At 65.1% G+C, this 13,313-nt stretch carries 14 protein-coding genes; all 14 read right to left on the minus strand.

Annotation, left to right across the window (positions count from 1 at the left end):
• Positions 1 to 119: 119 nt before the first annotated feature.
• The 14 genes from glmU to IEJ03_RS15640 all read right to left on the minus strand — a co-directional run bounded on the left by glmU (position 120) and on the right by IEJ03_RS15640 (position 13,265).
• The gene (glmU, locus tag IEJ03_RS15575; RefSeq protein ID WP_192035694.1) at positions 120 to 1,490 is read right to left on the minus strand and encodes a bifunctional UDP-N-acetylglucosamine diphosphorylase/glucosamine-1-phosphate N-acetyltransferase GlmU; all 1,371 of its coding nucleotides are present in this window, start codon (positions 1,488 to 1,490) and stop codon (positions 120 to 122) included.
• Positions 1,487 to 2,584, minus strand: coding sequence for an FAD:protein FMN transferase (locus IEJ03_RS15580; protein ID WP_192035695.1), 1,098 nt, complete (start codon positions 2,582 to 2,584; stop codon positions 1,487 to 1,489). The genes glmU and IEJ03_RS15580 overlap by 4 nt, the downstream gene beginning before the upstream one ends.
• 10 nt (positions 2,585 to 2,594) lie before the next feature.
• A complete protein-coding gene (locus IEJ03_RS15585; protein ID WP_192035696.1) occupies positions 2,595 to 3,392 on the minus strand; it encodes an undecaprenyl-diphosphate phosphatase in 798 nt (265 codons plus the stop codon).
• A 128-nt stretch (positions 3,393 to 3,520) separates the two neighbouring features.
• Positions 3,521 to 4,894, minus strand: coding sequence for a magnesium transporter (gene mgtE / locus IEJ03_RS15590; protein ID WP_192035697.1), 1,374 nt, complete (start codon positions 4,892 to 4,894; stop codon positions 3,521 to 3,523).
• Between the two features lie 141 nt (positions 4,895 to 5,035).
• Positions 5,036 to 5,464 (minus strand): F0F1 ATP synthase subunit epsilon, encoded by a 429-nt coding sequence (locus tag IEJ03_RS15595; protein WP_192035698.1) that lies wholly within the window; start codon positions 5,462 to 5,464, stop codon positions 5,036 to 5,038.
• A 39-nt stretch (positions 5,465 to 5,503) separates the two neighbouring features.
• Positions 5,504 to 6,880 carry a F0F1 ATP synthase subunit beta gene (gene atpD / locus IEJ03_RS15600; RefSeq protein ID WP_192035699.1) on the minus strand — a complete coding sequence of 459 codons (1,377 nt, stop codon included), beginning with the start codon at positions 6,878 to 6,880 and terminating at the stop codon, positions 5,504 to 5,506.
• Between the two features lie 81 nt (positions 6,881 to 6,961).
• Positions 6,962 to 7,846, minus strand: a complete 885-nt coding sequence (gene atpG / locus IEJ03_RS15605) for a F0F1 ATP synthase subunit gamma (protein WP_192035700.1) — start codon at positions 7,844 to 7,846, stop codon at positions 6,962 to 6,964.
• A 77-nt stretch (positions 7,847 to 7,923) separates the two neighbouring features.
• Positions 7,924 to 9,468, minus strand: a complete 1,545-nt coding sequence (gene atpA, locus IEJ03_RS15610) for a F0F1 ATP synthase subunit alpha (protein ID WP_192035701.1) — start codon at positions 9,466 to 9,468, stop codon at positions 7,924 to 7,926.
• A 16-nt stretch (positions 9,469 to 9,484) separates the two neighbouring features.
• Positions 9,485 to 10,024 (minus strand): F0F1 ATP synthase subunit delta, encoded by a 540-nt coding sequence (locus tag IEJ03_RS15615; RefSeq protein WP_192035702.1) that lies wholly within the window; start codon positions 10,022 to 10,024, stop codon positions 9,485 to 9,487.
• 11 nt (positions 10,025 to 10,035) lie between these two features.
• Positions 10,036 to 10,506, minus strand: coding sequence for a F0F1 ATP synthase subunit B (locus IEJ03_RS15620; protein WP_192035703.1), 471 nt, complete (start codon positions 10,504 to 10,506; stop codon positions 10,036 to 10,038).
• Between the two features lie 75 nt (positions 10,507 to 10,581).
• Positions 10,582 to 10,809 (minus strand): F0F1 ATP synthase subunit C, encoded by a 228-nt coding sequence (atpE, locus tag IEJ03_RS15625; RefSeq protein ID WP_192035704.1) that lies wholly within the window; start codon positions 10,807 to 10,809, stop codon positions 10,582 to 10,584.
• A gap of 73 nt (positions 10,810 to 10,882) precedes the next feature.
• The gene (atpB, locus tag IEJ03_RS15630) at positions 10,883 to 11,707 is read right to left on the minus strand and encodes a F0F1 ATP synthase subunit A (protein WP_192035705.1); all 825 of its coding nucleotides are present in this window, start codon (positions 11,705 to 11,707) and stop codon (positions 10,883 to 10,885) included.
• 14 nt (positions 11,708 to 11,721) lie between these two features.
• On the minus strand, positions 11,722 to 12,108 hold the full coding sequence (locus IEJ03_RS15635) for an ATP synthase subunit I (RefSeq protein ID WP_192035706.1): 387 nt from the start codon (positions 12,106 to 12,108) through the stop codon (positions 11,722 to 11,724).
• Positions 12,109 to 12,335: 227 nt separating this feature from the next.
• A complete protein-coding gene (locus IEJ03_RS15640; RefSeq protein ID WP_192035707.1) occupies positions 12,336 to 13,265 on the minus strand; it encodes a ParB/RepB/Spo0J family partition protein in 930 nt (309 codons plus the stop codon).
• Positions 13,266 to 13,313: the final 48 nt, after the last annotated feature.

The following is a 13,313-nucleotide window of genomic DNA, read 5'->3' on the forward strand; positions in this document are numbered from 1 at the left end:
CTCCTCTCGATTCTTGCCGACGGCCGGACCGTCATGTCGAGCCGTCGTGGCGCCCCGGCCGGGCGCTGATCAGCGTCGCACGCCCGGGGCGGATAGTGTCACTGTTGTCTGAGACGCCGTCAGTCCTTGACGACCTTGCTCGGGCGCGGCCAGTCGGCCTTGCTGATCTGGCGTGCCCGGGATACCGCCAGGGCGTTGTCGCCCACGTCCTTGCTGATGGTCGAGCCGGCCCCGATGGTGGCGCCCGTGCCGATGCTGACCGGCGCCACCAAAGCGGTGTTGGAGCCGATGAAGGCGCCATCGCCGATCTCGGTGCGATGCTTGTTGACGCCGTCGTAGTTGCAGGTGATGGTCCCGGCGCCGACGTTCACACCCTCGCCCAGGTGAGCATCACCGACATAGCTCAGGTGATTGATCTTGCTGCCCTCGCCAACCCGGGCGTTCTTGGTCTCGACGAAGTTGCCGACCTTGGCCTTGATGGCCAGCTGGGTACCGGGGCGCAGCCGCGCGAAGGGACCGACCCGATTGTGCCCCGCGGCCACCGCCTGATCGAGCACGCTGTGGGCCTCGACCACCGTCTCGGCACCGAGGTGGCTGTCGCGGATCACGCAGTAGGGCCCGATGCGAACCCCCTCGCCGAGGGTCACCTCGCCCTCGAAGACGCAGCCGATATCGATCTCGACGTCATGGCCGCAGGTCAGGGTGCCGCGCACGTCGAGCCGTGCCGGGTCGGCCAGGGCCACGCCCTCGGTCATCAGCCGCTCGGCGATGCCCTGCTGGTAGGCCCGCTCCAGGCGGGCCAGCTGCAGGCGATTGTTGACCCCTTCGACCTCCACCGGCGCGGCCGGCTGGGCGGTGACGATGCCCACGCCCTCGGCGGCGGCCATGGCGATCACGTCTGTCAGGTAGTACTCGCCCTGCTGGTTGTCGGCGGACAGCCGCGGCAGCCAGCGCTTCAGCTGCGCCGCGGTCATGGCCATGATGCCGGTGTTGCACTCCTTGACCGCGCGTTCGCGCTCGGAGGCGTCCTTGTGCTCGACGATGGCCACCGCCCGGTCCTGATCGTCGCGCAGGATACGGCCATAACCCGACGGGTCATCAAGGGTCACGGTGAGCAATCCCATGTGCTCCTCGTCGACCCGTTCGAGCAGGGCCGAGAGGGTCTCGCGGCGAATCAGCGGTACGTCCCCGTAGAGGACCAGCACCTTGTCGTGGCCGAGCTGGTCGAGGGTCTGGGCCACGGCGTGGCCGGTGCCGAGCTGCTCCTCCTGCACCGCGAAATGCACGCCGGTATCGCCAAGCGCCTGGCGCATGGCATCACCGCCATGGCCGATCACCACATGCAGCTTGTCGGCGCCCAGCCCCGCCGCGGTATCGATCACATGACGCACCATCGGCTTACCGGCGAGGGTATGCAGGACCTTGGGCTTGCGGGAACGCATCCGCGTACCCTGGCCGGCGGCGAGAATCACCACGTCGAGTGTCATCATGTCTCCTCGTTGTCTGACGCCGGGGCCTGGCCCGGTCGATTGATGCCTAACTTGTCGAGAGCGCCTTCGCCGACCCGCTCGGCGAAGGCCGGGCTGACCCGACTGCGCCAGCCCTCGCCGTCGCGCTCCAGAGTCAGCACCGCGAGTCCTTCACGGCGGGCGGTGTCGAGCGCTGCTCGGGGCCCCAGCACGCTGAGCGCGGTGGCCCAGGCATCAGCCTCGGCCGCGGTATCATCGAGCACCGTCACCGAGGCCAGTGCATGTTCGACCGGGCGCCCGGTGCGGGGGTCGATGGTATGGGAATAGCGTTTCCCATCCTCTTCAAAGTAGTTGCGATAGTCGCCGGAGGTGGCGAGGGCGAGATCGGTCAGGGCCAGCACGTACTGCGCCACCTGGCGATGCTCGTCGGGCACCTCGACGCCGACCCGCCAGGGCATGGCCTCGCCGTTCCGATAGCCGCGCAGCACGAGCTCGCCACCGATATCGACCAGGAAATGCTCGACACCCTGGGCCTCGAGATAGGCGCCGACCCGATCGACGCCGTAGCCCTTGGCCACCGCCGAGAGATCCACATAGACATCGCCGAGGCGCCGAGCACGGCCGGTTTCGGTATCGAGCTCGACCTTGTCGGGGCCGATCTGGGCGAGGCGCTCCTCGAGCAGATTCTCGGGCGGCACCGTCTCGGGGCGTGCCTCGGGGCCGAAGCTCCACAGGTTCACGAGTCCCCCTACGGTGATGTCGAAGGCGCCATCGCTCGCTCGCGAGACTCGCCGGCTGATCTCGAGCACCTGCATCAGCTCGGGCGAGAGGCTCTGCCACTCGCCGATCGGGGAGTGATTGAAGGCCGAGAGCTCCGAGTCCTCCCTGTAGGTCGACATCGAGGCATCGACCGCCTCGAGTGCCTCCCGAATGCCGGCCTCGAGGTCCGCGACTTCATCACGGCGCATCGGCTCGGCCAGGATCACCTGGTAGTAGGTGCCGAAGATCTGGCCCTTTAGCGTGATCGGCGCCTCGCGCAAGGGTTCGCTGCAGCCTCCCAGCATAACCGGAAGCAGCAGCATGAAAAGCGCGAACAGGGAAAGGCGGCGCGTCATGATCGTGGTCCTACCAGAAGAACCACACCAGCCACAGCCCGAAGACCACGCGATAGATCACGAAGGGCTGCATGCCGATGCGGTGGATGAAGATCAGGAAGTAATGAATGCACAGATAGGCGCTGATCCCGGACAGCAGGGTCCCCCCGGCCAGCGCTGCCCAGTCCACGGGCGCAGGGGACTCGAGCAGGTCCAGGGTCTTGAGGCCACCGGCCAGCACGATGACCGGAATCGAGGTCAGGAAGGAGAAGCGTGCCGAGGCCTCACGGCTCAGGCCCAGCATCAGGGCTGCGGTCATGGTGATTCCCGAACGCGAGGTGCCCGGGATCAGCGCCAGCGCCTGGGCCAGGCCGATCAGCAGGGCACCCTTCCAGTTAAGCTCGAACTCGCTGCGGGCACCGCGACAACGCGCGTCGGCCCAGCCCAGCAACAGCCCGAAGCCGGCAAGGCTCGCCCCGATCAGCACCGCGGAGCGCAGGTTGGCCTCGATCAGGTCCTTGCACAGGAGCCCGACCAGCCCCACCGGAATGGTGGCCAGGATCACCCACCAGGCGAGCCGGGAGTTCTCGTCCTGACCGCGTCCGGCGAGCGAACCGCACCAGCTGGTCACCATCCTCACCAGGTCGCGGCGGAAGTAGAGCACCACCGCCGCGAGGCTGCCGACATGCAGGGCCACATCGAAGGCCAGCCCCTGATCGGGCCAGTCGGTCAGTGCCGGCACCAACACCAGGTGAGCGGAACTCGATACCGGCAAGAATTCGGAGATGCCCTGTACCAGGGCCAGAACGATGACCTGTAGCCAATCCATGCAGTTCACTTTCGCTGTTCGAGTGAGATCGCCAGGCGCCCCCTGCGCCTGCCAAGCGGGGCTTGAGGATACACGTCACGGCCGCCCTTGTCCTCGCCGGCCCTTGTCCTCGTCTCTAGGCGAGCCCTCTATCCAAGCCCCAGCAGGTAGCGGGCGATGCCGAAGTAGATCACCACCCCGCAGGCATCGATCACCGTGGTGACCAGCGGCGCCGAGGCAGTGGCCGGATCCCAGCCGAGGCGATCGAGCAGGAAGGGCAGGCACATGCCGAGCAGGCTGCCGAACAACACGATGGTGATCATGCTCACCGCCACCACCATGGCGACTGTTTCACCGCCGCGCATCATGCCGATCGGCGCCACGGCCAGCGCCATGGTCAGGCCCAGGGCGCCGGCCACCAGCAGTTCACGGCCCATCAGCTTGCCCCAGTCACGCACCCCGACGTCGCCGGTGGCCATGCCGCGCACCGTCAGGGTGGCGGCCTGGGCACCGGCGTTGCCGCCGCTGCCGATCAGCAGCGGCAGGAAGAACACCAGCGCCACCTGGGCGGCGATGGTGTCCTCGAAGAAGGCGATGCCGGCGCCCGAGAAGAGGTTGCCGAACACCAGCAGCACCAGCCAGACGATGCGCTTGCGATACAGGCTCAGGAGCGGCACCCGGCTGACGCCGGTCTCGAGCTGACCGATCGACATCCCCTTGTGGATATCTTCGGTGGCCTCGGCTTCCACCACATCCAGGGCATCGTCGTGGGTGACGATGCCCACCAGCCGCTCGGCGTCATCGACCACCGGCACCGCCAGCAGATCGTAGCGAGCCACCAGCTTGGCCACATCTTCCTGCTCGGCATCCACTCGGGTGTGGATAACGTCACGGATCATCAGCTCGGCCACCGCCGCCCCGGGCCGCGCCACGATCAGCTGACGCAGCGACAGGGTACCGCTGAGCCGCCCGGCGTCATCGAGGATATAGACCTGATAGACGGTCTCGGCGTCCGGTGCCGTCTGACGCACCCGCATCAGCGCCTGCGAGACGCTGAGGCCGACCGGGATCGCAACATAGTCGGCGGTCATCAAGGCCCCGGCGGTACCTTCCTCATAGCTCGCCAGGTGCAGCACCTCCTCACGCTGGAGGCGCGCCATGCGGCGCAGCAGGGCCTCGCGGCGATCCTCGCCGATCAGGTTGAAGAAGTCGGTGCGCTCGTCCGAGCCCATCTCCTCCAGCAGCATCACCAACGGCTGGTCAGCCATGCCGTCGGCGAGCCGCTGCTGGGTCTCGTCACGCAGGTAGCTGAACACATTGCCGCCCCGCTCGAGCGACAACGCCTCGAGCAGGGCAAGTGCGGTCGCCTCGTCGTCGTCCTCATCGACGAAGGCCTCGAGCAGCTCCGCCACATCGGCGGAGCGCCGCTTGTCGAGCAGCGCCTCCACACAGGCTCGGTCCTGCTGCGCGAGGGCGGTCTCGAGCCGCGCCTTGTCGGTCTCGAGGCTGTCTGACACTGCCATGGCATCCTCCTGACACCGGTGGTTTCCTGCGCCGGCCCTCCGGCGGCGACGCACCGAAGAGCAAGAAACGGGCATCGCCAACACGAAAACGCCCCTTGAACCTGGGGTCCAAGGGGCGTCACGGACGGCCAGGGGTAAGGCTTAGCCCCTGCCGGCCTTCTTGCGCAATTGCTGAATGGTCCGCAACTGGGCAACGGCCTCGGCGAGCTCGGAAGCGGCTCGCGAATAGTCGAGATCGGCGTTGCTGTCGTTGAGTTCCTTCAGTGCATGCTGGCGGGCCTCTTCGGCGGCCGCCTCATCCAGATCATCGGCGCGCACGGCGGTGTCGGCCAGGATGGTCACTACCTTGGGCTGCACTTCGAGGAAGCCGCCGGTGATGTAGTAGTGCTCTTCCTGTCCGCCATCATGAATGACCCGCACCGGGCCCGGCGAGAGCTCGGTGAGCAGCGGCGTGTGACCCGGGAGAATACCCAGGTCACCCATCACGCCCGCGGCAATCACCTGCTCGACGGCACCGGAAAAGATCGAAGCCTCGGCGCTGACGATCTCGCACTTGAAGCTTTTCGCCATAGCTATGTCCCCTCTGGGGCTCCCGTAGGGTGGACGACCTTACTGCATGGAGTTGGCTTTCTCGACCGCTTCGTCGATGGTGCCAACCATGTAGAAGGCCTGCTCCGGCAGCTCGTCGTAATCGCCATTGAGGATGCCCTGGAAGCCACGGATGGTTTCCTTCAGGGACACGTACTTGCCCGGCGCACCGGTGAAGACCTCGGCCACGAAGAACGGCTGCGACAGGAAGCGCTGGATCTTACGCGCCCGGTTCACGGCCAGCTTGTCCTCATCGGACAGCTCGTCCATGCCCAGGATCGCGATGATGTCCTTGAGCTCCTTGTAGCGCTGCAGCACGCCCTGCACGCGGCGAGCGGTATCGTAGTGCTCGTCACCGACCACCAGCGGATCGAGCTGACGCGAGGTGGAGTCGAGCGGATCGATGGCCGGGTAGATACCCAGCTCGGCGATCGAGCGCGCCAGTACCACGGTCGCATCCAGGTGCGAGAAGGTGGTCGCCGGCGACGGGTCGGTCAGGTCATCCGCGGGCACGTAGACGGCCTGCACGGAGGTGATCGAGCCGGTCTTGGTGGAGGTGATGCGCTCCTGCAGGACACCCATCTCCTCGGCCAGGGTCGGCTGATAGCCCACCGCCGACGGCATACGACCCAGCAGCGCGGACACTTCGGTACCGGCCAGGGTGTAACGGTAGATGTTGTCGACGAACAGCAGCACGTCACGGCCTTCATCGCGGAACTTCTCGGCGATGGTCAGGCCGGTCAGGGCCACGCGCAGGCGGTTCCCGGGCGGCTCGTTCATCTGACCGTAGACCAGCGATACCTTGTCGATAACGTTGGATTCGGTCATCTCGTGATAGAAGTCGTTACCCTCACGGGTACGCTCGCCCACGCCGGCGAACACGGAGTAGCCGCTGTGCTCGGTGGCGATGTTGCGAATCAGCTCCATCATGTTGACGGTCTTGCCGACACCGGCACCGCCAAACAGGCCGACCTTGCCACCCTTGGCGAACGGGCAGACCAGGTCGATGACCTTGATGCCGGTCTCGAGCAGTTCGCTGGTCGCCGCCTGATCCGCGTAGCCCGGGGCCTTGCGGTGGATCGGCATGCGCTCTTGCTCGCCGATCTCGCCGGCTTCGTCGATCGGCTGACCGAGCACGTTCATGATGCGGCCCAGGGTCTCCTTGCCGACCGGCACGGAGATGGCTGCACCGGTGTTCTCGACCTCGGTGCCCCGCTTGAGGCCCTCGGTGGAGCCCATGGCGATGGTGCGCACCACGCCGTCGCCCAGCTGCTGCTGGACCTCGAGTACGGTCTCGCTCTGCGAGACATTCAGCGCGTCGTAGACCTTGGGAACTGCGTCCCGCGGAAACTCTACGTCAATCACCGCGCCGATGATCTGTACGATACGTCCGCTCATCTTGGTTCCTCTTAGATACCTGCAAATGAAACCTGTGTGCCTGGGCGGCCAGTCGCCGCGCGACGGCCCGGCCCAGTGGCGCTATACGGCTGCCGCGCCGCCAACGATCTCGGAGATTTCCTGGGTAATCGCGGCCTGACGGGCCTTGTTGTACACCAGTTGAAGCTCGTCGATCAGGTCGCCGGCATTGTCGGTGGCACTCTTCATCGCGATCATTCGCGCGGCCTGTTCGCAGGCGGCGTTCTCGACCACCCCCTGATAGACCTGGGATTCGATGAAGCGCACCAGCAGCCGGTCCAGCAGCACCTTGGCATCCGGCTCATACAGGTAGTCCCAGCTTGCGGGACGGCTGTGTTCTTCGTCTTGCGAGTCGTCACTACCCATGTCGGGAGACAGCGGCACCAGCTGCCGCACGGCCGGCTTCTGGGTCATGGTGTTCACGAACTGGTTGTGCACCACGTAGAGCCGATCCAGCTGACCCGCATCGTAGGCTTCCAGCATCACCTTGACGCTGCCGATCAGGTCTTCCACCGCGGGGGCTTCGCCCATGCCGCTGGTCGCCGATACCAGGCGTCCACCGTACTTGCGGAAGAAGCCGCTGGCCTTGGCGCCCAGGGCGCAGAAGTCGAGCTCGACGCCCTTGTCCTGCCACGCCTTGGCATCCTTGAGCACGGCCTTGAACAGGTTGACGTTCAGACCACCGCACAGGCCGCGGTCGGTGGAGACCACGATATAACCGACCCGCTTGACCTCGCGCTCGACCATGTAGTCATGGCGATACTCGGGGTTGGCGTCGGCGAGATGGCCAACGACATTGCGGATCTGGCGCGCATAGGGCTGGCTGGCCGCCATGCGCTCCTGAGCCTTACGCATCTTCGACGCAGCGACCATTTCCATGGCGCTGGTGATCTTCTGCGTATTCTTGATGCTCCCGATCTGGGTGCGTATCTCTTTTCCAGCTGCCATAGCGATCTACCTCTCGTTCGTGGCCCTCAGAAACATCCGTGACCCGGCCAGGGGCACGCCCTGACCGGGCCGGGGAATCACCAGCTCTGAGTGGCCTTGAACGTCTCGAGACCGGCCTTGAGGCCTGACTTGATCTCGTCGTTGTAGTCGCCGCTGGCATTGATCTTGTCGAGCAGATCGCCGTGCTCGGCCTTCATGTAGGCATGCAGGGCCTGCTCGAAGTCCAGCACCTTGCTGACGTCGACGTCGTCCAGGAAGCCTTCGTTGGCGGCGTACAGGGACAGCGCCATCTCGGCCACGGACATCGGCGAGTACTGCTTCTGCTTCATCAGCTCGGTGACGCGCTGACCGTGCTCGAGCTGCTTGCGGGTCGCGTCGTCGAGGTCGGAAGCGAACTGCGAGAACGCCGCCAGCTCACGATACTGAGCCAGGGCCAGACGCACGCTGCCGCCGAGTTTCTTGACGATCTTGGTCTGGGCCGAGCCACCGACACGGGAGACCGACAGACCGGCGTTGATCGCCGGGCGGATGCCCGAGTTGAACAGGTTGGTCTCGAGGAAGATCTGACCGTCGGTGATCGAGATCACGTTGGTCGGAACGAACGCGGAGACGTCGCCGCCCTGGGTCTCGATGATCGGCAGCGCGGTCAGCGAGCCGGTCTTGCCCTTGACTTCACCGTTGGTGAACTTCTCCACGTAGTCGGCGTTGACGCGCGCGGCGCGCTCGAGCAGACGGGAGTGGAGATAGAAGACGTCACCCGGGAAGGCTTCGCGGCCCGGCGGACGACGCAGCAGCAGCGAGGTCTGGCGGTAGGCCACGGCCTGCTTGGACAGGTCGTCGTAGACGATCAGGGCGTCTTCACCGCGGTCGCGGAAGTACTCGCCCATGGTGCAGCCGGAGTAGGCGGCGAGGAACTGCATCGGGGCCGGGTCGGCTGCGCCGGCCGCCACCACGATGGTGTGTTCCATGGCGCCGTGCTCTTCGAGCTTGCGCACCACGTTGGCAATGGTCGACTGCTTCTGGCCGATGGCCACGTAGACGCAGGTGATGCCCTTGCCTTTCTGGTTGATGATCGCGTCGATGGCGATCGCCGACTTACCGATCTGGCGGTCGCCGATGATCAGCTCACGCTGACCGCGACCGATCGGCACCATGGCGTCGATCGACTTGAGACCGGTCTGGACCGGCTCGTCGACGGACTGACGGGTGATGACGCCCGGGGCGACCTTTTCCACCGCGTCGGTCAGCTTGGCGTCGATGTCGCCCTTGCCGTCGATCGGGTTACCCAGGGCATCGACCACGCGGCCGACCAGCTCCGGGCCCACCGGCACTTCGAGTACCCGCCCGGTGCACTGGGCGGTCATGCCTTCCTCGAGCTGCTGGTAGTCGCCCAGCACCACGGCACCGACGCTGTCGCGCTCGAGGTTCAGCGTCATGCCGTAGATGCCGCCGGGGAATTCGATCATCTCGCCGAACATCGCGTCGGCCAGACCGTGGATCTGCACGATACCGTCAGACACGCTGACGATGGTGCCTTCGTTACGGGCTTCGGATGCGACATCCAGCTTTTCGATACGCTGCTTGATGATGTCGCTGATCTCGGAAGGATTCAGTTGCTGCATGCCATGTCCCTCAGACTCAGGCGGAAAGGGCCTCGTGGAGGCGGTTCAGTCGACCACGCACCGACCCGTCGATGACGGTATCGCCGGCGCGTAGGATGACGCCTCCCAGGAGGGTGGAATCCACCTGAGTGGTAATGGAGATTTCGCGGTTCAGACGCTTGGCCAGTGCACTCGCGAGCTTGTCCTGCTGCGCTTCATCCAGCGCGAAGGCAGAGACGATCTGCACGTCCATGCGCTTCTCTTGCTGGGCCTTGAGCAGCTCGAACTGCTCGGCGATAGCCGGCAGCGCGGACAGACGGCCCTGGGCGCCGATCTGACGCAGGAAGTTGCCGATCTCGTCGCTGACGGCGTCGCCGCAGAGCTCGAGAAGCAGGTCCACCTTCTGCGCGCTGGTCAGCTGAGGATTGCTCAGGACCCGCTGGTGCACGTCGCCCTGACGGGCGACCTGCGAAAGCGTTGCCAGCATGCCGGACCAGTCGTCGAGCGCCGCCTTGCCAAGCGCGTGCTCGAAGGCCGCCTTAGCGTAAGGACGTGCGACGGTAGACGTTTCCGCCATGGGTCACCTCCTCAAAGCTCGTTGGCGAGTTTGTCGACGAGATCGCGATGCTTCTGCTCATCGATGGAGGATTCCAGGATCCGCTCGGCGCCGACAACGGCGAGACGCGAGACCTGGGCACGCAGATCTTCCCGCGCGCGATTGATTTCCTGGTCGATCTCGGACTTGGCCGCGGTGATCATGCGCTCGCCTTCCTGGCGAGCCTGCTCGCGCGCTTCCTCGACCATCTGGCTCGAGCGCTTATGCGCCTGTTCCAGGATCTCGGCTGCCTGCTCCTTGCTCGCACGCAGCGTCTCGTTGGCCTCTTCTTGGGCCACCTCGAGGTCGCGTGTTGCACGGCTGGCGGCATCCAGGCCATCGGCGATCTTTTTCTGACGCTCATGGAGCGCATTACTGATCGGCGGCCACACGTACTTGGTGCAGAACCAGACAAAGATCGCGAAGGCGATCATTTGCCCGATTAGCGTCATGTTGATATTCACAGGGACGTACCTCTGACAGATTCGTGGCGACCGGAAACAAGCAAACCGAGCGCAGAGCGCTCGGCATGCCAATCGTTAACCGGCGACGACGAAGATCAGGTACATCGCGATACCCACGCCGATCATCGGCACGGCGTCGAGCAGGCCGGCCATCAGGAAGGTCTTGGTCTGCAGCTGGTCGCTCAGCTCCGGCTGACGCGCGGTGGTTTCGAGCAGCTTGCCGCCCAGCAGGGCGAAGCCGATGCCGGTGCCCAGTGCGCCGAGGCCGATCATGAGGGAGGCAGCAATGTAGACGAGTTCCATGGTGATGCTCCTATCGAGTTGAGATTAAAGTGCAAGGGGTTAATGGGTACTGCGTTATTGGTGACTGCGTAAATCAGTGATGCTCGTGTGCCGCATTCAGGTAGACCACCGTCAGCACGGTGAAGATGAATGCCTGCAGGGTGATGACGAGAATATGGAAGATGGCCCAGGGTACGTTCAGCGTCCAGGACACCCAGAACGGCAGCAGCGCGATCAGGATGAAGATCACCTCGCCGGCGAACATGTTACCGAACAGACGCAGACCGAGGCTGAGCGGCTTGACCAACAGGCCGATGATTTCCATCACCAGGTTGAAGGGGATCAGCAGCCAGTGATTGAACGGCGTCAGCGACAGTTCCTTGGCGAAACCGCCGAGGCCCTTGACCTTGACGCTGTAGAAGATGATCAGGCAGAAGACGCCGAGCGCCATGCCCAGGGTGGCATTGGGGTCCGTCGTCGGCACCAGCTTCATGTACTCGACGCCCAAGCGGGCGAACAGCTCGGGCGCCAGGTCAACCGGCACCAGCTTGAGCAGGTTCATCAGGAAGATCCAGACGAACAGGGTCAGAGCCAGCGGCGCGATCAGCGAGTTCTTGCCGTGGAAGGCGCCGCGCACGGTGCCTTCGATGAACTCGAAGATCATCTCGATGGCACTCTGCAGCTTGCCCGGCACGCCGGTGGTGGCGGCCTTGCCGACCTTGCGGAACAGCCAGATGAACAGCGCGCCCATGGCCAGGGACCAGCCCATGGTATCCAGGTGAATCGCCCAGAAGCCCATCTCACGAGCTTCGACGGCAGAATGCGCGATCGACCAGCCGTTTTCCGGATGATAGCCGTAGGTCAGATTCTGCAGGTGGTGCTGGATATACTCCGTCGGAGTGGGGTTGTTGCCTGCCATGAGCCGCCTCGATTTCAGTTGGGTGTCTGTCGCATCACCAGCCAGGAGGCCAGCCAGTGGGCGATCAGCGTCACCACATAAGCGCTAAAGAATAAAGCATGATTTGAGAGAGGCACTGTCAGGAACACCAGCGTGAACAATGCCACCGTCAAACCAAACTTGCCGGCCTCGGCCCGATAGAGCCCCCGGGCCACCGCTCGGGCGCGACTCCCGCCCTGCACGCGGAAGGCGCGCACGGCGAAATAGGCACCGGGCAAGGTCGCGACGCCACTGCCGACCAGCGCCGCCTTGCCGTTCTCGATACCGGCGATCAGGGCGGTAACAAGGCCGATCGCGGCCAGAATGAGGCCCTGAATCACGAGCAGGCGTGCAATGGGGGGTCGCTTGAGCTTGGCTGCCACCGTCGTCCCTGCCTTGCCTCGTCTGCCCATTCCTGTCGCCGCATACCGGCGACAGACTCCGGCGCGATTATAGGGAAGCACCCTGTCGGCTTCAACCGAAGCCATCGCGATTTTGCTCGATATTCCGCCAGTCTACGACCAATAGCCCGCTAAACGTCGCCAAATTACGTTAGCTTGCTAAATGAGGCCGCGGCCCGCCCGGGTGCGCAACGGCCCTAGCCTCGCACCTAACGGATGTGTCCCAGGATGCCATCCAGCTCATCGAGGCTGGTGTAGCGGATGGTCAGGCGACCCTTGCCGCTGCGCCCGTGCTGGATCTTCACCGGGGCACCGAGCAGCTCGCCGAGCTGAGTCTCGAGGCGCACCACGTCCGTCGAGCGGGGCTCGGCGGACGGCTTGGCCGGCGTCCCCTCGAGCAGCTGCTTCACCAGCGCTTCGGTGGCGCGCACCGTTAGGTCCTTGTCGACCACCTCGTGCGCCGCCCTGCGCTGGGCGGCACCGGACAGCGCCAGCAGGGCGCGGGCATGACCCATGTCCAGATCGCCGCGCTCGAGCAGGGTCTGCACCTCCGGATCCAGCGCCAGCAGGCGCATCAGATTGGCGACCTGGGCCCGGGACTTGCCCACGGCATCGGCGACCTGCTGTTGAGTCAGCTCGAACTCGTCCTGCAGGCGCTTGAGGGCCATGGCCTCCTCGACCGGGTTGAGGTTCTCGCGCTGGATGTTCTCGATCACCGCCAGGGCCAGGGCCACCTGGTCGCTGACCTCGCGGATCACCGCGGGAATGACGTCGAGCTCGGCCAGCTGGGCGGCGCGCCAGCGCCGCTCGCCGGCGATGATCTCGTAGCGCTCCTCATCGATCGGGCGCACCACGATGGGTTGCATCACCCCCTGGGCACGGATCGAGTCGGCCAGCTCCTCGAGCGCCTCGGGCTGAATGTCACGGCGCGGCTGGTACTTGCCACGGCTGAGCTGGCCCAGCGGCAGGCGCTCGAGGCGTTCCTGGTCCTTGGGCGCGAGGTCGTCCGCAGCGTCGATCGCCACCAAGGCCTCGCCATCGGCACCGTCGAGACTCTCGTCCGGCTGGAGGGAACGATGGCGTGAACCGGCACCGATCAGGGCATCCAGGCCTCGTCCCAGGGCTCGCTTACGCGTCATCTGCAATCCTCGAAATCGATCCAACGTTACAGGTCCCGCCCGATCGGC

This window comes from Halomonas sp. YLGW01, assembly GCF_014840935.1.
GTDB lineage: Bacteria > Pseudomonadota > Gammaproteobacteria > Pseudomonadales > Halomonadaceae > Onishia.

Bases quoted from the DNA above. Each gene is read 5' to 3' on its own strand.
- glmU (WP_192035694.1), bottom strand. From the start codon at position 1,490: ATGATGACACTCGACGTGGTGATTCTCGCCGCCGGCCAGGGTACGCGG.
- IEJ03_RS15580 (WP_192035695.1), bottom strand. From the start codon at position 2,584: ATGACGCGCCGCCTTTCCCTGTTCGCGCTTTTCATGCTGCTGCTTCCG.
- IEJ03_RS15585 (WP_192035696.1), bottom strand. From the start codon at position 3,392: ATGGATTGGCTACAGGTCATCGTTCTGGCCCTGGTACAGGGCATCTCC.
- mgtE (WP_192035697.1), bottom strand. From the start codon at position 4,894: ATGGCAGTGTCAGACAGCCTCGAGACCGACAAGGCGCGGCTCGAGACC.
- IEJ03_RS15595 (WP_192035698.1), bottom strand. From the start codon at position 5,464: ATGGCGAAAAGCTTCAAGTGCGAGATCGTCAGCGCCGAGGCTTCGATC.
- atpD (WP_192035699.1), bottom strand. From the start codon at position 6,880: ATGAGCGGACGTATCGTACAGATCATCGGCGCGGTGATTGACGTAGAG.
- atpG (WP_192035700.1), bottom strand. From the start codon at position 7,846: ATGGCAGCTGGAAAAGAGATACGCACCCAGATCGGGAGCATCAAGAAT.
- atpA (WP_192035701.1), bottom strand. From the start codon at position 9,468: ATGCAGCAACTGAATCCTTCCGAGATCAGCGACATCATCAAGCAGCGT.
- IEJ03_RS15615 (WP_192035702.1), bottom strand. From the start codon at position 10,024: ATGGCGGAAACGTCTACCGTCGCACGTCCTTACGCTAAGGCGGCCTTC.
- atpE (WP_192035704.1), bottom strand. From the start codon at position 10,809: ATGGAACTCGTCTACATTGCTGCCTCCCTCATGATCGGCCTCGGCGCA.
- atpB (WP_192035705.1), bottom strand. From the start codon at position 11,707: ATGGCAGGCAACAACCCCACTCCGACGGAGTATATCCAGCACCACCTG.
- IEJ03_RS15640 (WP_192035707.1), bottom strand. From the start codon at position 13,265: ATGACGCGTAAGCGAGCCCTGGGACGAGGCCTGGATGCCCTGATCGGT.